We start from the raw sequence: 18,859 nt of genomic DNA on the forward strand, positions 1-18,859 counted from the left end.
TATGGCACCGACCTCACCCGCCCAGAACGGCAAGGCCTATAAATATATCGATCACTCCTACGACGTGATCGTCGTCGGCGCCGGCGGCGCCGGGCTGCGCGCCACGCTCGGCATGGCCGAGCAGGGGTTCCGCACGGCCTGCATCACCAAGGTATTCCCGACCCGCTCGCATACGGTCGCCGCCCAGGGCGGCATCGCCGCCTCGCTGCGCAACATGACGCCCGATAGCTGGCAGTGGCACCTCTATGACACCGTCAAGGGTTCCGACTGGCTCGGCGACGTCGACGCCATGCAATATCTGACCATGGAAGCGCCGAAGGCGGTCTATGAGCTCGAGCATTACGGCGTGCCGTTCTCGCGCAACGAGGAAGGCAAGATCTATCAGCGCCCGTTCGGCGGCCACATGCAGAATTACGGCGAAGGCCCGCCGGTGCAGCGCACCTGCGCCGTTGCCGACCGTACCGGCCACGCGATCCTGCATACGCTCTACGGTCAGTCGCTGCGCAACAACGCCGAATTCTTCATCGAGTATTTCGCGCTCGACGTGATCATGTCGGAAGACGGCAGCCGCTGCACCGGCGTCGTCGCCTGGTGCCTCGATGACGGCACGATCCATCGTTTCGCCGCCAAGATGGTGGTGCTGGCGACCGGCGGCTACGGCCGCGCCTATTTCTCGGCAACCTCTGCCCATACCTGCACCGGCGACGGCGGTGGCATGGTGGCGCGTGCCGGCCTGCCGCTGCAGGACATGGAATTCGTCCAGTTCCACCCGACCGGCATCTACGGTTCGGGCTGTCTGATCACCGAAGGTGCGCGCGGCGAAGGCGGCTATCTCGTCAACTCCGAGGGCGAGCGCTTCATGGAGCGCTATGCGCCGTCGGCCAAGGACCTCGCCTCGCGCGACGTCGTTTCGCGCTGCATGACGTTGGAAATCCGCGAAGGCCGCGGTGTCGGCAAGAACAAGGACCACATCTTCCTGCATCTCGACCATCTCGATCCGGCCGTGCTGCACGAACGGCTGCCGGGTATTTCCGAGAGCGCCAAGATCTTTGCGGGCGTCGACGTCACGCGCGAGCCGATCCCGGTTCTGCCGACCGTTCACTACAATATGGGCGGCATTCCCACGAACTATTGGGGCGAAGTGTTGAACGCCGACAGTGCCAATCCGGAACGGATCATCCCCGGGCTGATGGCGGTCGGTGAAGCCGGCTGCGCCTCGGTGCACGGCGCCAACCGCCTCGGCTCCAACTCGCTGATCGACCTCGTGGTCTTCGGCCGTGCCGCGGCAATCCGCGCCGGCGAGGTGATTGATCGCGCAGCGCCGATCCCCCATCTCAATGTCGCAGCCTGCGACAAGATCATCGACCGCTTCGACGGACTGCGTCACGCCAGCGGCGGCACGCCGACGGCGGAACTGCGCGAGAAGATGCAGCGCGCCATGCAGGAAGACGCGGCGGTGTTCCGTACGCAGGAATCGCTGGAATCCGGCTGCCGGCGCATCTCTGCGATCTGGCAGGAAATGCGCGATATCAAAGTCACCGACCGCTCGATGATCTGGAATTCGGATCTGGTCGAGACGCTGGAGCTGCAGAACCTGATGGCCAACGCCATCACGACGATCTACGGCGCCGAAGCCCGCAAGGAGAGCCGCGGATCGCATGCGCGCGAGGACTATGCCGAGGGTGCATTCGCCGGCCGCGACGACGTCAACTGGCGCAAGCACACGCTTGCCTGGGTGAACGAGGCAGGCGCCGTGAAACTCGACTACCGGCCGGTTCACACCGAGCTTATCGCCGAAGGCATCGATCCGCACAAGATCGAGCCGAAGGCTCGCGTGTACTGATCTCAAGAGGAACCGGACATGGTTGAACTCGCTCTCCCCAAGAATTCTCAGATGCGCGAAGGCAAGGTCTGGCCGAAGCCGGCCGGTGCCAAAAACACCCGCGAATTCCGCGTCTACCGCTGGAGCCCGGATGACGGCCAGAACCCGTCGATCGACACTTTCTACATCGATGTCGACGATTGCGGGCCGATGGTGCTCGATGGCCTGCTTTACATCAAGAACAAGATCGATCCGACGCTGACCTTGCGCCGCTCCTGTCGCGAGGGCATCTGCGGATCCTGCGCGATGAATATCGACGGCACCAACACGCTCGCCTGCACCAAGGGCCTCGACGATATCAAGGGCTCGGTGAAGATCTATCCGCTGCCGCATTTGCCCGTCGTCAAGGATCTGGTGCCTGACCTTACCAACTTCTATGCCCAGCATCGTTCGATCGAGCCGTGGCTGAAGACGGTGTCGCCGGCGCCAGCCAAGGAATGGAAGCAGAGCCACGAGGACCGTCAGAAGCTCGACGGTCTCTATGAATGCATCCTCTGTGCCTGCTGCTCGACCTCCTGTCCGAGCTATTGGTGGAACGGCGACCGCTATCTCGGTCCGGCCGTTCTGCTGCAGGCCTATCGCTGGCTGATCGACTCCAGAGACGAGGCGACCGGCGAACGTCTCGACAATCTCGAGGACCCGTTCCGGCTTTATCGCTGCCACACGATCATGAATTGTGCGCAGACCTGCCCAAAGGGTCTCAACCCGGCCAAGGCGATCGCCGAAATCAAGAAGATGATGGTCGAGCGCCGGGTCTGACCAGCATGCATGCCGTTGGCGGATGAGACGCCTTAGATCTCGAAGCCGTCACGAAGATCAGGTCGTGGCTCGCCTTGGTGCGCGCACAGGGTATCCGTATTGGTACCGGTGCGAGCGTTATTCCGAGATATTGCGGGAGTTCGACAGGGATCCGGACAGAGATCAGCGCGCCCAACACCTTGCTGACAAATTCTATGTGCAGGAAGTTTTGCAGCGGGACAGTTGAACTGTATCGTTTTTTGGTTAGTTGTTGTCACGGGCAATTTATGCGGCTCGACTTGATTAACCAAAGCGAATTACGGTAATCGGACTTGTCTCACGCCCGTTTCTCTGCGGCGCTAGCCGAATTCAGGAGTATGATGATGCAGTTGCGATATGCGATGACAGGTCTGGTGGTTACTCTCGCGCTAGCCGGTTGTCAGCGTACGGCATATGATTACAACTCCGGCTCGAATGCCGGGCCGGCGCCGCTGACGGCGCAGCCGATTCCCTCGGTGCAGGGTGGGCAGCTTCCGCCGGTCAACAGTTCGCAGTTTCCAGCTGCGCCGGCGACGACGGCGCCGATGCCGGGCGCGCAGCCCGGCGCAATGGCCGCAAATGCGCTTGATGTCACCAAGGAATCGATGGTCGGAAGCTGGCGCGTCAATGGCAGCTGCGACATGTTCTTGACGCTGACCAATCTCGGCAGCGGTTCGCGCGGCGGTACGCGCGGCTGCGTCGGCGAGTTGACGGCGATGGGCTCCTGGGAGGTTGCCGGCAAGCAGGTGCTGCTCAAGGACCGTTCAGGCAATCAGCTCGGCAGCGTCTACAAGACGGCTGACAACCGCTTCCAGGGACAGACCAGCACGGGCCAGCAGATCAGTCTCAGCCGGTAAAACGAATCGGCGCGGTAGGCGAACCGGCGCGGTAAACCACCGGCGGGCCTCCGCCGATGTCTGACAGGCGGATATGCCCTCATGCAGCCAATGCCCGATTATGCGCTCAGCGTCTGCGAACAGCTCAAAGCCCTGACCGCATCGGGCGCGCTGCAGGTCGACTCCGCCCAGATGGACGTGGCAAAGAGCTTGGATCGGGTGCTGGCCGGGCTGAAGCAGCGGCGGCCAGCGGCAAAATCGAGCGCACTTGGCTGGATGTTTGCCGCCAAGAAGAAATCCGCCGACGGCATCAAGGGGCTTTACATCCACGGCAGCGTCGGCCGCGGCAAGACCATGCTGATGGACATGTTCTTCTCGATGGCGCCGTGCAGGAAGAAACGCCGGGCGCATTTCCACGAATTCATGGCGGATGTGCACAATCGGATCGCGGCGCACCGGCTGAAGCTGAAGAACGGCGAGACGAAGCAGGCCGATCCGATGCCGCCGGTCGCCGCAGCCCTCTACGCGGAAGCGGAACTGCTCTGCTTCGACGAATTCACCGTCACCGATATCGCCGATGCGATGATCCTGTCGCGGCTATTCTCCGAGCTTTTCGCGCGCGGATGCGTGCTGGTCGCGACGTCGAACGTCGAGCCCGACAACCTCTACACGGATGGTCTCAATCGCGGCCTCTTCCTGCCCTTCGTCGCCCTTCTCAAGCAGCATGTCGATGTCGTCACCCTGGGTTCGCCGACCGACTACCGCATGGAGAAGCTGAGCAGCCAGCCGGTCTATCTGGTGCCGATCAACGATCATAACGACATGGCGATGGATGCGTCCTGGACGCAGGCGCTGCATGGGCGCAAGGCGCAACCGCTGGACATTCCGATGAAAGGCCGACACATCCATGTGCCGCTCGCCGTCGACCGTATGGCGCGGTTCTCCTTCGCCGATCTTTGCGACAAGCCGCTCGGGGCGGTCGACTTCCTGGCGATCGCCGAGCGTTACGATATGGTCTTCGTCGATCACATTCCCTTGCTCGGGCCGGAAAAGCGGAACCAGATCAAACGCTTCATCATTCTGGTCGATACGTTCTACGATCATGCCGTGCGGCTCTACATTTCCGCAGCGGCGATGCCGGAGGAACTTCTGGTGCATCGCCGGGGCACCGAGGGCTTTGAATTCGACCGCACCGCATCGCGCCTGTTCGAGATGCGCAGCGCTGAATATCTCGCACTGCACCATGAAAAGCGCGCCGCCGAGTAACAATCCGGTGACATGATATCTTACGTTTACGTAAGAATTTTAGTATCTAAACGATTGAAATTGCTACATCAAAATTAATGAGTTGCCATTTTTGGGCTTTGGGTCTATGCGATTGCGTCATTGGGCTGTGCCTTGCTGCGCATCGCTCGACGAATTTGATCGCAAAGGAAACAGCGAAATGGCGCGTAACAAGATCGCACTCATTGGTTCTGGCATGATTGGTGGCACGCTGGCACACCTCGCCGGCCTGAAGGAACTGGGCGACATCGTCCTCTTCGACATCGCGGACGGCATTCCCCAGGGCAAGGGTCTCGACATCGCACAGTCCTCTCCGGTCGAAGGCTTCGACGTCAACCTGACGGGCGCCAGCGACTATTCCGCGATCGAAGGCGCCGATGTCTGCATTGTCACCGCCGGTGTCGCCCGCAAGCCGGGCATGAGCCGCGACGATCTTCTCGGCATCAACCTCAAGGTCATGGAGCAGGTAGGCGCCGGCATCAAGAAATATGCGCCGAACGCTTTCGTGATCTGCATCACCAACCCGCTCGACGCCATGGTCTGGGCGCTGCAGAAGTTCTCCGGCCTTCCGGCCAACAAGGTCGTCGGCATGGCCGGCGTTCTCGACTCGTCGCGTTTCCGTCTTTTCCTCGCCAAGGAATTCAACGTGTCCGTCCAGGACGTCACCGCTTTCGTGCTCGGCGGCCACGGCGACACGATGGTGCCGCTTGCCCGCTACTCGACGGTCGGCGGCATTCCGCTCACCGACCTCGTCACCATGGGCTGGGTCACCAAGGAACGCCTCGAAGAGATCATCCAGCGCACCCGTGACGGCGGCGCCGAAATCGTCGGCCTACTGAAGACCGGCTCGGCCTACTATGCGCCGGCCGCCTCGGCGATCGAGATGGCCGAATCCTACCTCAAGGACAAGAAGCGCGTTCTGCCCTGCGCTGCCCAGCTGACCGGCCAGTACGGCGTCAAGGACATGTATGTCGGCGTTCCCACCATCATCGGCGCTGGTGGCGTCGAGCGCATCATCGAGATCGACCTCAACAAGACCGAGAGGGAAGCCTTCGACAAATCCGTCGGTGCCGTTGCCGGTCTCTGCGAAGCCTGCATCAACATCGCGCCTGCCCTCAAGTAGTCGACGCGCTGAAGTCATCAAACAGGGATAAACCCATGAACATTCATGAATATCAGGCCAAGGCTCTGCTGAAGGGCTATGGCGCGCCGGTTGCCGAGGGTGTGGCTATTCTCAAGGTCGAGGAAGCCGAAGCTGCCGCCAAGGCGCTCCCCGGCCCGCTTTACGTGGTCAAGAGCCAGATCCATGCCGGCGGCCGCGGCAAGGGCAAGTTCAAGGAACTGGGCCCGGAAGCCAAGGGCGGCGTGCGTCTCGCCAAGTCGATCGACGAAGTGATCGCCCATGCCAAGGATATGCTCGGCAACACGCTAGTAACGGCGCAGACTGGCGAAGCCGGCAAGCAGGTCAACCGCCTCTACATCGAAGATGGCGCCGACATCGCCCGCGAACTCTATTGCTCGATCCTTGTCGACCGCTCGGTCGGCCGCGTGGCTTTCGTGGTATCGACCGAAGGCGGCATGGACATCGAAGCCGTCGCCCATGACACGCCGGAGAAAATCCACACGATCGCCATCGATCCGGAAGCCGGCGTGACGGCTGCCGACGTTGCCGCGATCTCCAAGGCGCTCGCGCTCGACGGCGCTGCCGCCGAAGATGCGAAGTCGCTCTTCCCGGCGCTCTACAAGGCCTTCAAAGAGAAGGACATGGCGCTGCTCGAAGTCAATCCGCTGATCGTCATGAAGGATGGCCGCCTGCGCGTTCTCGACGCGAAGATGTCCTTCGACGGCAATGCGCTTTTCCGTCACGACGACGTCAAGACGCTGCGTGACGAGACTGAAGAAGACGCCAAGGAAATCGAGGCTTCCAAGTGGGACCTCGCCTATGTGGCGCTCGACGGCAACATCGGCTGCATGGTCAACGGCGCAGGTCTTGCCATGGCGACGATGGATATCATCAAGCTCTACGGCAAGGAGCCGGCTAACTTCTGTGACGTCGGCGGCGGCGCCGGCAAGGAGAAGGTTGCTGCGGCTTTCAAGATCATCACCGCAGACCCCAAGGTCGAAGGCATTCTCGTCAACATCTTCGGCGGCATCATGAAGTGCGATGTCATTGCCGAGGGCGTCATTGCCGCGGTCAAGGAAGTCGGCCTCAAGGTTCCGCTCGTCGTGCGCCTTGAAGGCACCAATGTCGAGCTCGGCAAGAAGATCCTGAACGAGTCGGGTCTCGCGATCACAGCGGCTGACGACTTGGACGATGCAGCCAAGAAGATCGTCGCGGCGATCAACGGCTGAGAGCGATCATGACCTTCCAGTCCACGCCATCTGCTGCTCATATCCGTCTCAATGCCTTTGCCGGCGTATGGGAAGGGGAGGAGCGCGTCGCAGGGTCGGCGTGGACGACTGAAGGTAAGGCCAGTGCTAAACTTTCCGGCGAGGCGCTGTTCGGCGGGTTCTTCCTCGAGCAGCGCTATCGCCAGTCGCGCGATGGGGCTGTTTCGTTCGAGGCCCGAAATGTTTTCGGCTTCGATGCTTCGGACCAGACCTACAAGCTCTACCAGTTCGACAGCGCGGGCTTCGCGCCACCGTCGCCAGCTTCCGGCGAATGGAACGGCAAGGAACTCGTGCTGATGAAGGCTTCGCCGCGCGGCAGACAGCGCACCGCATTCACATTTGAAAATGAAGACTGCTACCGGATGGGCGTCAGCTTTTCGCCTGCAGGCAGCGATACTTGGCAGGAGGTCGTCAGCGGCATCTATCGTCGCTCGTCCCCCACGTCTTCCAACCTCTCCTAGACAAAGGCCTCGCATGTCTATTCTCGTCAATAAAGACACCAAGATCCTCGTTCAGGGTCTGACCGGCAAGACCGGAACGTTCCACACCGAACAGGCGCTCGCCTATTACGGCACGCAGATGGTCGGCGGTATCCACCCGAAGAAGGGCGGCGAAACCTGGACCGGCGCAAAGGGCGAAAACCTGCCGATCTTCGCAACCGTTGCCGAGGGCAAGGAAAAGACCGGCGCCGACGCGTCCGTCATCTATGTTCCGCCGGCCGGTGCCGCCGACGCGATCATCGAGGCGATCGATGCCGAGATCCCGTTCATCACCTGCATTACCGAAGGCATCCCGGTCATGGACATGGTTCGCGTCAAGGCTCGCCTCGACCGCTCCAAGTCGCGCCTGCTCGGCCCGAACTGCCCAGGCATCATGACGCCGGAAGAATGCAAGATTGGCATCATGCCGGGCTCCATCTTCCGCAAGGGCTCGGTCGGTATCGTGTCCCGCTCGGGCACGCTGACCTATGAAGCCGTGTTTCAGACCTCCAACGAAGGCCTCGGCCAGACCACGGCCGTCGGCATCGGCGGCGACCCGGTCAAGGGCACCGAATTCATCGACGTCCTGGAAATGTTCCTGGCCGACCAAGCCACCCAGTCGATCATCATGATCGGCGAAATCGGCGGTTCGGCAGAGGAAGATGCTGCGCAGTTCCTCAAGGATGAAGCCAAGAAGGGCCGCAGCAAGCCCATGGCTGGCTTCATTGCCGGCCGCACGGCGCCGAAGGGCCGCACCATGGGCCATGCCGGCGCTGTGGTTTCCGGCGGCAAGGGCGATGCGGAATCGAAGATCGCGGCGATGGAATCGGCAGGCATCAAGGTGTCGCCGTCTCCGGCCCGCCTCGGCAAGACGCTGGTTGAAGTCCTCAAGGGCTAAACCAACTTATACCCGGGCGGAGGAGCGGCATCTGCGCCTTCCGCCCGGTCTTGACGGCACGAGACATGCAGATGCGCCGCAGACAGGCGGCAATCGGAATGCGGCAGCCGGCGAGCAAGCCGGCAAATTCATCAAAGTCAGGAGGCGGGCGGCAGCGTCCGCATATCACCATGGCACGGCAAGAAGCCAACGAGCAGTTTCAGATCACCTCGTTTCTGGATGGCGCCAACGCTGCCTATATCGAGCAGCTGCATGCGCGCTACGAAGAGGACCCCGCGTCGGTCGACGATCAGTGGCGGACCTTCTTCAAGGCGCTGGAGGAGGATCCCAGCGATGTGAAGAGGGCGGCCAAGGGGGCTTCCTGGCGAAGGAAGAACTGGCCGCTGGCGGCCGGCGGCGATCTGGTGTCGGCTCTCGACGGCGACTGGGGTATCGTCGAGAAGGTTATCGAGACCAAGGTCAAGGCCAAGGCCGAAGCCGAGGGCAAGCCTGCCGACAGCACCGACGTGCTGCAGGCGACGCGCGATTCCGTGCGCGCCATCATGATGATCCGCGCCTACCGCATGCGCGGCCACCTGCATGCCAAGCTCGACCCGCTCGGCATCGCCGCTCCCGTCGACGACTATCGCGAGCTGTCGCCGGAGAATTACGGCTTCACGGCCGCCGATTACGACCGCAGGATCTTCATCGACAACGTGCTCGGCTTGGAATACGCGACCATCCGCGAGATGATCGATATCCTCGAGCGCACCTATTGCTCGACGCTCGGCGTCGAATTCATGCATATCTCCAATCCGGAAGAGAAGGCCTGGATCCAGGAGCGTATCGAAGGGCCGGACAAGGGCGTCGCTTTCTCGCCTGAAGGCAAGAAGGCAATCCTCGCCAAGCTCGCCGAAGCCGAAGGCTACGAACAGTTCCTTGACGTCAAGTTCAAGGGCACCAAGCGTTTCGGCCTCGACGGCGGCGAATCGCTGATCCCGGCGCTCGAGCAGATCCTCAAGCGCGGTGGCCATCTCGGCCTCAAGGAAGCCGTGTTCGGTATGGCCCATCGCGGCCGGCTCAACGTGCTCTCGCAGGTCATGGGAAAGCCACACCGGGCGATCTTCCACGAGTTCAAGGGCGGCTCGGCCGCACCCGACGAAGTCGAAGGCTCGGGCGACGTCAAGTATCATCTCGGGGCCTCCTCAGACCGCGAATTCGACGGCAACAAGGTGCATGTCTCGCTGACAGCCAACCCGTCGCATCTTGAAATCGTCGATCCCGTCGTCATGGGCAAGGTCCGCGCCAAGCAGGACATGAATGCTACCGTCTGGGACGGCGACATCATTCCGCTTTCCGAGCGTGCCAAGGTTCTGCCGCTTCTGATCCATGGCGACGCAGCCTTCGCCGGTCAGGGCGTCATTGCCGAAATCCTCGGCCTTTCCGGCCTGCGCGGCCACCGCGTCGCCGGCACCATGCACGTCATCATCAACAACCAGATCGGCTTCACGACGAACCCCGCCTTCTCGCGTTCGTCGCCCTATCCGTCCGACGTCGCCAAGATGATCGAGGCGCCGATCTTCCACGTCAACGGCGACGATCCGGAAGCGGTGGTCTATGCGGCCAAGATCGCGACCGAATTCCGCATGAAGTTCCACAAGCCGGTCGTGCTCGACCTGTTCTGCTATCGCCGCTACGGCCACAATGAAGGCGACGAACCGTCCTTCACGCAGCCGAAGATGTACAAGGTGATCCGCGGCCACAAGACCGTGCTGCAGATCTATGCGGCGCGCCTAGTCGCCGAGGGCCTGCTCACCGAAGGTGAAGTCGAGAAGATGAAGGCCGACTGGCGCGCCCATCTCGAACAGGAGTTCGAGGCCGGCCAGCACTACAAGCCGAACAAGGCCGACTGGCTTGACGGCGAGTGGTCGGGCCTGCGCGCGGCCGACAATGCCGACGAGCAGCGCCGCGGAAAGACCGCCGTGCCGATGAAGACGCTGAAGGATATCGGCCGCAAGCTCTCGGAGATTCCGGCGGGCTTCACTGCACACCGCACGATCCAGCGCTTCATGGAAAACCGCGCCAATATGATCGCCACCGGCGAAGGTATCGACTGGGCGATGGCTGAAGCGCTCTCCTTCGGGGCGCTCTGCGTCGAAGGTAGCAAGATCCGCCTGTCCGGCCAGGATTGCGAACGCGGCACCTTCTCGCAGCGCCACTCGGTTCTCTACGATCAGGAAACCGAGGAACGCTACATCCCGCTCGCCAATCTCTCGCCAACGCAGGGTCGCTACGAAGTCATCAATTCGATGCTTTCGGAAGAGGCCGTGCTCGGTTTCGAATATGGCTACTCGCTTGCCCGCCCGAATGCGTTGACGCTCTGGGAAGCGCAGTTCGGCGATTTTGCCAACGGTGCGCAGGTGGTCTTCGACCAGTTCATCTCGTCGGGCGAACGCAAATGGCTGCGCATGTCGGGCCTCGTCTGCCTCTTGCCGCATGGCTATGAGGGCCAAGGTCCGGAACACTCCTCGGCCCGCCTCGAGCGTTTCCTGCAGCTTTGCGCGGAGGATAACATGCAGGTCGCCAACGTCACGACGCCGGCGAACTACTTCCACATCCTGCGCCGGCAGCTGAAGCGCGACTTCCGCAAGCCGCTGGTCCTGATGACGCCGAAGTCGCTGCTGCGCCACAAGCGGGCAGTCTCGACGCTTGCCGAAATGGCCGGAGAATCCGCCTTCCATCGCCTGCTCTGGGACGATGCCGAAGTGATCAAGGACGGCCCGATCAAGCTGCAGAAGGACAACAAGATCCGCCGTGTCGTCATGTGCTCCGGCAAGGTCTATTACGATCTTCTCGAAGAGCGTGAAAAGCGCGGCATCGACGACATCTATCTCTTGCGTGTCGAACAGCTCTATCCGTTCCCGGCAAAGGCGCTGATCAACGAGCTGTCGCGCTTCCGCAATGCCGAGATGGTCTGGTGCCAGGAAGAGCCGAAGAACATGGGCGCATGGTCGTTCATCGACCCCTTCCTCGAATGGGTGCTTGCCCATATCGATGCAAAGTATCAGCGCGTCCGTTATACCGGCCGTCCGGCCGCCGCCTCGCCGGCGACGGGCCTGATGTCAAAGCATCTGTCGCAGCTCGCCGCATTCCTCGAGGATGCATTGGGCGGTTAACACAAGGGGGGCGCAGTGGCTTATTTCTTTCTGAGACTGCTGCCGCCGCGCCCCACTTTCCCGCATGACGGGACCGGAGAGGAAATGGCGGCGATGAAACGCCATGTCGAATACTGGCACCGGCACGCCCTTGCGGGATCGGCGATCGTCGTCGGTCCGGTGTTTGAGGGCGAAGGCGCCTTCGGCATGGCGATCGTCGAAGTCGAGGATCAAGCGGCGGCACAGGTTCTTGCCGACAGCGATCCGATCATCGCTTCCGGTTTCGGTTTCCGTTTTGATATCCTGCCGATGCCCTCGATCATCTTGCGGCCGCCCGCCGTCTGAAACGCATTAAACGAACACACACGAAATCAGGATCTGAACAATGGCCACAGAAATCCGCGTTCCAACTCTCGGTGAATCCGTCAGCGAGGCAACCGTCGGCACCTGGTTCAAGAAGGTCGGCGACGCCATCAAGGCCGACGAGCCGATTCTCGAGCTTGAAACCGACAAGGTGACCATCGAAGTTCCAGCGCCGACCTCCGGCACGCTTTCGGAAATCGTTGTCGCCGCCGGCGAGACCGTCGGCCTCGGCGCGCTGCTCGGCCAGATCGCCGATGGTGCTGCTGCTGCCGCGCCCGCTGCTGCGGTACCGGCCGCCGCTCCTGTCCTGCCAGCCGCGGCTGCTCCTGCTCAGCCGGCGCCGGTTGCCGCTGCTGCCGCATCGTCGAGCGCTTCCGTCTCCACCATGCCGCCGGCACCGGCGGCTTCGAAGATGCTTGCTGAAAACAACATTTCGGCCGATCAGGTCGATGGCAGCGGCAAGCGCGGCCAGGTGCTGAAGGGCGATGTCATCGCTGCCGTCGCCAAGGGCATTTCGGCTCCGGCGGCAGCACCGGCTGCAACGCCTGCCGCCCCGCGCGGCCCGTCGACGGTCGAGGATGCCTCGCGCGAAGAGCGCGTGAAGATGACGCGCCTGCGCCAGACGATCGCCAAGCGCCTGAAGGATGCGCAGAACACCGCCGCGATGCTGACCACCTACAATGAGGTGGACATGAAGGCGGTCATGGACCTGCGCAACAAGTACAAGGATATTTTCGAGAAGAAGCATGGCGTCAAGCTCGGCTTCATGGGCTTCTTCACCAAGGCGGTGACGCATGCGCTGAAGGAATTGCCGACGGTCAACGCCGAGATCGACGGCACCGACCTCATCTACAAGAACTATTGCCATGTCGGCATGGCCGTCGGCACCGACAAGGGCCTCGTCGTTCCCGTCATCCGTGACGCCGATCAGATGTCGATCGCCGAAATCGAGAAGGAACTCGGCCGTCTTGCCAAGGCAGCCCGTGACGGCTCGCTCTCCATGGCCGACATGCAGGGCGGCACCTTCACCATCACCAATGGCGGCGTCTACGGTTCGCTGATGTCCTCGCCGATCCTCAATGCGCCGCAGTCCGGCATTCTCGGCATGCACAAGATCCAGGAGCGTCCGGTGGCGATCGGCGGCCAGGTGGTTATCCGTCCGATGATGTATCTGGCGCTGTCCTACGATCACCGCATCGTCGACGGCAAGGAAGCGGTCACCTTCCTCGTGCGCGTCAAGGAAAGCCTGGAAGATCCGGAACGTCTGGTTCTCGATCTTTAAGGGAGCTTTCCATGCGAAACCGGATCATGCGAGCGGCGCGTCTTCTTCTCTGCGCTGCCGCCGCGCATGTCCCGGTTTCAGCAACGGCGGCCGGCTTAGATATCAGCAAGGCAAGCAGCAATTTCGAACTGGTGGCGCTCAGCGACGCCGAACTCTCCGGCCGGTCGATCGGCGTGATCCATATGGGCAATGTCGAGCTGACCTCGGGGCGCATCGTTGCGGCCGATCCGCTCGCTCAGCCCGATCGTCCGGCGCTGGCAAGAACGGTTGCGCAGGGCGAATATCCGGTGACACTCTACCAGGCCTTCGGACGCATCGCGGCCGCCAGCATGCGGTTTGCCGCGGGCAAGCCGGATCACTGGGAGCTTGCGGTCCTGCCCGGGCAGGATGTAGCGACACTGAAGGACGGCGAGATCTTCGGTTACCCCGTCGATGCCGGCCTCGGCTGTTACATGGATGCCGAGACGCTTGGTCTGATCGGAGAACGTGAAGCGCAGGTGCAGGCGCAAAAGCCTGACGCCGACATCAATTATTACGACGACGTGCTGGCATCCGACCTCGACGCCAACAAGGGCAGTTACGCGCTGCACCGGCCGGTCGCCGGCAAGAAGGGCAATGTCGCGATATTCTGGAGCGGTTGGGGCGACGGCTTCTATCCGGTTTTCTGGGGGCTCGATCGCGATGGCCGGGCGCTGGTGCTGCTGACGGATTTCAGCGTTGTCGAGAATGCCGACGGGCGGAAGGAGCCGAAGCTGCAATGAGCAGGAGGATTGGGATCACGGCGAAACGGAAAGGCATGGCTGCGATCGCAGCCGCCGCGTTTTTCGCCGTTCCGTTATCGACGCTCAGCGCCGCCTGCAAGCAGGAACAGGCCATTTACGTCGATCGCGACGGGGCATACGAGTTGCGCTTTGCCCCGCTGAATTCACAGTCGGCCGCGGCGAGCAACCAGTTCAAGGTCAGTGCTCTCAAGACGCCGGTGGTGATGGAAGGCTATGTCATGCCGTCGGAAGATCCGGTGCGCGCCATCGGCATCTTGATGTTCAATTGCCCCGAGGGTGACGCGACCGGTGCCGATCTTAATGCCTGCACCGTCTGGCAAGGCGCCGTCTATGGCATGGATGCCAAGGGCGAGATGGACAATCTGCAGCCGGAAGGTGCCGCGGCGGCCGAAAAGCTCGTGTTCCCCGGTCTCGGTCCCGCCATCCGCCAATCCAGCGCCTGGGGCGAGGGCAAGGCTACCTTGGCGCCCTGGGACGTGCTGACATTCAAGGAGTGCGCGATATGAGTAATGCACCGGTTGTTCTCGTGACCGGCGGAAGCCGGGGCATCGGCGCGGCCGTCTCGCGGCTCGCCGCGCGCCAGGGCTGGCGTGTTGCGGTGAATTACGCTTCCAACCGCAAAGCCGCCGATGCCGTCGTTGCGGCGATTGCCGAAGACGGCGGCGATGCCGTGGCGATTGCGGGCGATGTCGGCAAGGCTGCGGATATCGTCGCGATGTTTGCAGCGGTCGATCGGCATTTCGGCCGGCTCGATGGGCTCGTCAACAATGCCGGCGTCGTCGACTATCCGCAGCGCGTCGACGAGATGGCGGCAGAGCGGATCGAACGCATGATGCGCATCAATGTAACCGGCTCCATGCTCTGCGCCGCAGAGGCCGTGCGCCGCATGTCGAGCCGCTATGGTGGGCGGGGCGGCGCGATCGTCAACGTCTCGTCGATGGCGGCGATCCTCGGTTCGCCAACGCAATATGTCGATTATGCCGCCTCGAAAGGTGCGATCGACACGTTCACCGTCGGGCTTTCGCGCGAGGTCGCCGCCGAGGGCATCCGCGTGAACGCTATCAGGCCCGGCGTCATCGAAACCGATCTCCATGCATCCGGCGGGCTGCCGGACCGGGCCCGTGAAATGGCGCCATCGATCCCGATGCAGCGCAGCGGCACGCCCGAGGAGGTGGCGGATGCGATCCTCTATCTTCTATCCCCTTCGGCTTCCTATATAACCGGCGCGATCCTTAACGTGAGCGGCGGCCGCTAAAAGACAGGGCGAAAACAGCATGCCTTACATCCTCGAATTCCTCGGCCTTATGGCCGTCTTCTCGATCTTCATCGTCGTGCCGGGGGCCGATTTCGCCGTCATTTTGCGCCAGAGCATCGTGCATGGGCGGCGCGCCGCCATCATGACCGGGCTCGGCATGGGCTTCTCGCTGCTCTTTCATATCAGCTACACGATCCTCGGCCTCGGCCTGATCGTCTCGAAATCCCTGATGCTGTTTGGGGTCATCAAATGGGCTGGTGTCGCCTATCTGGTCTATCTCGGCATCAAGTCGTTCCGCGACCCCGGCTTCAAGGTGCAGGAGATCGAGGTGACGGCCGAGGATCGCAAGCCGGTCTCGATGCTGAAATGCCTCGGCATGGGTTTCATCACCAATGCGCTGAACCCGAAGCCGGTGCTGTTCTTCCTGTCGCTGTTTTCGACGCTCGTGCATCACGACACGCCGGCGCTGATCCAGTTCTCGTACGGCATCGGCATGGCGACGGCGCTGATCGCTTGGTTTGCCGGCGTTTCCTATTTCTTCACGGTCAAGGCGATCCGTGACCGCTTCATTGCCAGCGGCAAATGGTTCAACCGCATCACCGGAGCGGCGCTCGTCGGCTTCGGCTTCCGCCTCGCGCTGTCGCGCGCGGCCGACTAAACGAAAAATCCAAAGGGAAAGAAGCAATGTCCTACGATGTGATCATTATCGGCACCGGCCCGGGCGGCTATGTCTGCGCCGTCAAAGCAGCCCAGCTCGGCCTCAAGGTCGCTGTCGTCGAAAAGCGCGCGACCTATGGCGGCACTTGCCTGAACGTCGGCTGCATTCCGTCGAAGGCCCTGCTGCATGCCTCCGAAATCTTCCATCAGGCCGGCCACGGCATGAGCGCTCTCGGGATCGACGTCCCGGCGCCGACGCTCAACCTCGGCAATATGATGGCCCACAAGGACGCCACGGTGAAGTCGAATGTCGACGGCGTCGCCTTCCTCTTCAAGAAAAACAAGATCGATGCCTTCCAGGGCAGCGGCAAGATCGTCTCGGCAGGCAAGGTTGCCGTCATCGCCGACGACGGCAAGGTGCAGGAGATCGGAGGCAAGAACATCGTCATTGCCACCGGCTCCGACATTGCCGGCATTCCCGGCGTGCAGGTCGAGATCGATGAGAAGACCATCATCTCGTCCACCGGCGGCATCGCGCTGGAAAAGGTGCCGGAAACGCTGATCGTCGTCGGCGGCGGCGTCATCGGGCTCGAACTCGGCTCGGTCTGGTCGCGGCTTGGCGCCAAGGTCACCGTCGTCGAATATCTCGACACCATTCTCGGCGGCATGGACGGCGAAGTCTCCAAACAGTTCCAGCGCATGCTCGCCAAGCAGGGCATCGATTTCCATCTCGGCGCCAAGGTGACCGGCGTCGAAAAGGGCGACAAGTGCGCCAAGATCACATTCGAGCCGGCCAAGGGCGGTGACAAGGTGACGCTCGACGCCGACGTCGTGCTAATCGCCACCGGCCGCAAGCCCTATACAGCGGGTCTCGGCCTGGAAGAGGCCGGTGTTACGCTTGACAATCGCGGCCGCGTCGAGATCGACGGTCACTTCAAGACCAATGTCGCCGGCATCTATGCGATCGGCGACGTGGTCAAGGGTCCGATGCTGGCGCACAAGGCGGAAGACGAGGGTGTGGCGCTCGCCGAAATTCTCGCCGGCCAGCATGGGCACGTCAATTACGAGGTGATTCCGAGCGTCGTCTACACGCAGCCGGAGATCGCGTCGGTCGGCAAGACCGAGGAAGAACTGAAGGCCGCGGGCATCGCCTACAAGGTCGGCAAGTTCCCGTTCACGGCCAATGGCCGCGCCCGCGCGATGCTGGCGACAGACGGTTTCGTCAAGATCCTTGCCGACAAGGAAACCGACCGGGTGCTCGGCGGCCATATCGTCGGCTTCGGCGCCGGCGAGATGATCCACGAGATCACCGTGCTGATGGAGTTCGGCGGCTCGTCGGAAGATCTCGGCCGTACCTGCCACGCGCATCCGACCATGTCGGAAGCGGTGAAGGAGGCCGCGCTCGCGACCTTCTTCAAGCCGATCCATATGTAATCCTACATATCGTAACAAAGCATACAGCCGCTTGCCGGAAGGCGGGCGGCTTTTTTAGACTAAACCTTCAGCGCTTTCGACGCGGTGCGCAAAGGCGGCATCGAACCGCCATTCCCTGCTTACAGGTCGATGCCGCTTATTTCGACAACCCTATTCCCTTACGCCCGACAAGATGGGCACGGCAGGTGGAGGGAGGTTCAGTCGAAAAAGCCTGCATCCTCTTCCCTGAGATATCTCCTGGCTCCTTCAGCGTCGATATCGACGCCCAGCCCCGGCGCTTCCAGTAGGTCCACCATGCTGTCCTTCACGATCTGCGGCGGCAAGCCGATGACAAGATCCTCCCACCAGGGGTCGGAAGCGGTCGGATATTCGAACGCGACGTAATTTGCCGGCAACGTGGCGCAGACATTGATCAACGCGCCGAGGCCCAGCAGGCCGTTAGCGGTGCCGTGCGGTGCCATCAGGATCGAATGCATGTAGGCATGCTCGGCGACCCATTTGAGCTCGGCAATGCCGCCAACGTCCGCTGGATCGGGGCCGATGACGCGTACCGCCTGCGTCTCGATCAGTTCTTTGAAATTGTGCCGCAGGTAGATCTGCTCACCAGTGTGGATTGGCGTCGAGGTGGAGGTTGTCAGTTCCCGGTAGGCCTGCGGATTGACCCACGGCACGTAGTCGCCGGTCAGCATGTCCTCGAGCCACATCAAATTGTACTTCTCGACCGCGCGAGCGAACTTAATTGCATCGGGCAGCATCCAGCCCGGGCCGCAGTCGAGCGCCAGGCTGACTTTGTCGCCTAGCACTTCCTTCATCGCGATCACGCAGTCGAGCATGTGATTGAAACCGCGCTCGCTGATCACGCCTTGATCCATGGCGCCGTGATAGCCGGCCTTGTTCTGCGTCACGCCGTAGTGGAAGCCCTCGATGGTGTCCTTCATGTTGGAGTGGAACGAGATTCCTTGCTTGACCATGAAGAAGTTCTGCGGCTGCTCCATCATCCATTTGACGTCAGCGGCGTAATCCTCCGGCCGGTCGCCCGTGCGCTTCTGGCGAACTGAGCCGTTGTAGACGCGCACCTTGTCCCGCACCTTGCCGCCGAGCAGTTTATAGGCGGGCACGCCCGCGGCCTTGCCAGCAATATCCCACAGCGCATGCTCGATAGCGCTCACCGCCGCGCCGTACGGCTTGAAAGAGCCGCGTTGGCGGATCTTCAGCATGACTCTCTCGACGTCGGTCGGATCCTCGCCGACCAGCGCCTCGTGGAAATGCAGCACAAAGGGCTTGAGGTAGGACTTGGTGAATTCGACTTCGCCCAAGCCATAGAGGCCCTCGTCCGTAACGATGCGCACGATCGGGTGTTTGCCAATAACGGCGCAGCGGAGATCGGTGATCTTCATCTTCGTTC

17 protein-coding genes are annotated in these 18,859 nt (G+C 62.0%); 16 read left to right on the top strand and 1 reads right to left on the bottom strand.

The features are described 5' to 3' along the window. The first annotated feature begins 1 nt into the window (after window position 1). The 16 genes from sdhA (at window position 2) to lpdA (ending at window position 17,454) form a co-directional block, all read left to right on the top strand. Complete coding sequence (gene sdhA / locus HJB82_RS12940) at window positions 2-1,843, top strand: succinate dehydrogenase flavoprotein subunit (protein ID WP_221140155.1); 1,842 nt, start codon at window positions 2-4, stop codon at window positions 1,841-1,843. 18 nt (window positions 1,844-1,861) lie between these two features. Then, complete coding sequence (locus HJB82_RS12945; protein WP_007632536.1) at window positions 1,862-2,641, top strand: succinate dehydrogenase iron-sulfur subunit; 780 nt, start codon at window positions 1,862-1,864, stop codon at window positions 2,639-2,641. 362 nt (window positions 2,642-3,003) lie between these two features. Next, a complete protein-coding gene (locus tag HJB82_RS12950; protein WP_221115490.1) occupies window positions 3,004-3,516 on the top strand; it encodes a protease inhibitor Inh/omp19 family protein in 513 nt (170 codons plus the stop codon). A gap of 81 nt (window positions 3,517-3,597) precedes the next feature. Continuing rightward, complete coding sequence (gene zapE / locus HJB82_RS12955; RefSeq protein ID WP_207582101.1) at window positions 3,598-4,761, top strand: cell division protein ZapE; 1,164 nt, start codon at window positions 3,598-3,600, stop codon at window positions 4,759-4,761. A gap of 178 nt (window positions 4,762-4,939) precedes the next feature. After that, the gene (mdh, locus tag HJB82_RS12960) at window positions 4,940-5,902 is read left to right on the top strand and encodes a malate dehydrogenase (RefSeq protein ID WP_221131674.1); all 963 of its coding nucleotides are present in this window, start codon (window positions 4,940-4,942) and stop codon (window positions 5,900-5,902) included. Between the two features lie 35 nt (window positions 5,903-5,937). Then, the gene (gene sucC, locus HJB82_RS12965) at window positions 5,938-7,131 is read left to right on the top strand and encodes an ADP-forming succinate--CoA ligase subunit beta (protein ID WP_221140157.1); all 1,194 of its coding nucleotides are present in this window, start codon (window positions 5,938-5,940) and stop codon (window positions 7,129-7,131) included. An 8-nt stretch (window positions 7,132-7,139) separates the two neighbouring features. Beyond that, a complete protein-coding gene (locus tag HJB82_RS12970) occupies window positions 7,140-7,631 on the top strand; it encodes a DUF1579 family protein (RefSeq protein ID WP_207582098.1) in 492 nt (163 codons plus the stop codon). A 13-nt stretch (window positions 7,632-7,644) separates the two neighbouring features. Continuing rightward, on the top strand, window positions 7,645-8,547 hold the full coding sequence (gene sucD / locus HJB82_RS12975; protein WP_207582097.1) for a succinate--CoA ligase subunit alpha: 903 nt from the start codon (window positions 7,645-7,647) through the stop codon (window positions 8,545-8,547). Window positions 8,548-8,717: 170 nt separating this feature from the next. Next, a complete protein-coding gene (locus tag HJB82_RS12980) occupies window positions 8,718-11,702 on the top strand; it encodes a 2-oxoglutarate dehydrogenase E1 component (RefSeq protein WP_207582096.1) in 2,985 nt (994 codons plus the stop codon). A gap of 15 nt (window positions 11,703-11,717) precedes the next feature. Further along, window positions 11,718-12,026, top strand: coding sequence for a YciI family protein (locus HJB82_RS12985; protein WP_221115493.1), 309 nt, complete (start codon window positions 11,718-11,720; stop codon window positions 12,024-12,026). A gap of 40 nt (window positions 12,027-12,066) precedes the next feature. Next, complete coding sequence (gene odhB, locus HJB82_RS12990) at window positions 12,067-13,326, top strand: 2-oxoglutarate dehydrogenase complex dihydrolipoyllysine-residue succinyltransferase (protein ID WP_221140160.1); 1,260 nt, start codon at window positions 12,067-12,069, stop codon at window positions 13,324-13,326. Window positions 13,327-13,337: 11 nt separating this feature from the next. After that, entirely contained in the window at window positions 13,338-14,087 is a 750-nt protein-coding gene (locus HJB82_RS12995; RefSeq protein ID WP_221115495.1) for a DUF4241 domain-containing protein, read from the top strand. After that, window positions 14,084-14,614 (top strand): hypothetical protein, encoded by a 531-nt coding sequence (locus HJB82_RS13000; RefSeq protein WP_221115496.1) that lies wholly within the window; start codon window positions 14,084-14,086, stop codon window positions 14,612-14,614. Before HJB82_RS12995 ends, HJB82_RS13000 begins: the two co-directional genes overlap by 4 nt. Further along, window positions 14,611-15,363 carry an SDR family oxidoreductase gene (locus tag HJB82_RS13005; RefSeq protein WP_207582091.1) on the top strand — a complete coding sequence of 251 codons (753 nt, stop codon included), beginning with the start codon at window positions 14,611-14,613 and terminating at the stop codon, window positions 15,361-15,363. The genes HJB82_RS13000 and HJB82_RS13005 overlap by 4 nt, the downstream gene beginning before the upstream one ends. A 19-nt stretch (window positions 15,364-15,382) precedes the next feature. Beyond that, window positions 15,383-16,021, top strand: a complete 639-nt coding sequence (locus tag HJB82_RS13010) for a LysE family transporter (RefSeq protein ID WP_207582090.1) — start codon at window positions 15,383-15,385, stop codon at window positions 16,019-16,021. 26 nt (window positions 16,022-16,047) lie between these two features. After that, entirely contained in the window at window positions 16,048-17,454 is a 1,407-nt protein-coding gene (gene lpdA, locus HJB82_RS13015; protein WP_221140161.1) for a dihydrolipoyl dehydrogenase, read from the top strand. 197 nt (window positions 17,455-17,651) lie between these two features. Here lpdA and HJB82_RS13020 read toward each other — a convergent pair whose 3' ends face one another. Next, window positions 17,652-18,851, bottom strand: coding sequence for a mandelate racemase/muconate lactonizing enzyme family protein (locus HJB82_RS13020; protein ID WP_207582088.1), 1,200 nt, complete (start codon window positions 18,849-18,851; stop codon window positions 17,652-17,654). Window positions 18,852-18,859: the final 8 nt, after the last annotated feature.

Origin of the sequence: Rhizobium sp. NZLR10, assembly GCF_019685125.1 — a bacterium.
Taxonomy (GTDB): domain Bacteria; phylum Pseudomonadota; class Alphaproteobacteria; order Rhizobiales; family Rhizobiaceae; genus Rhizobium.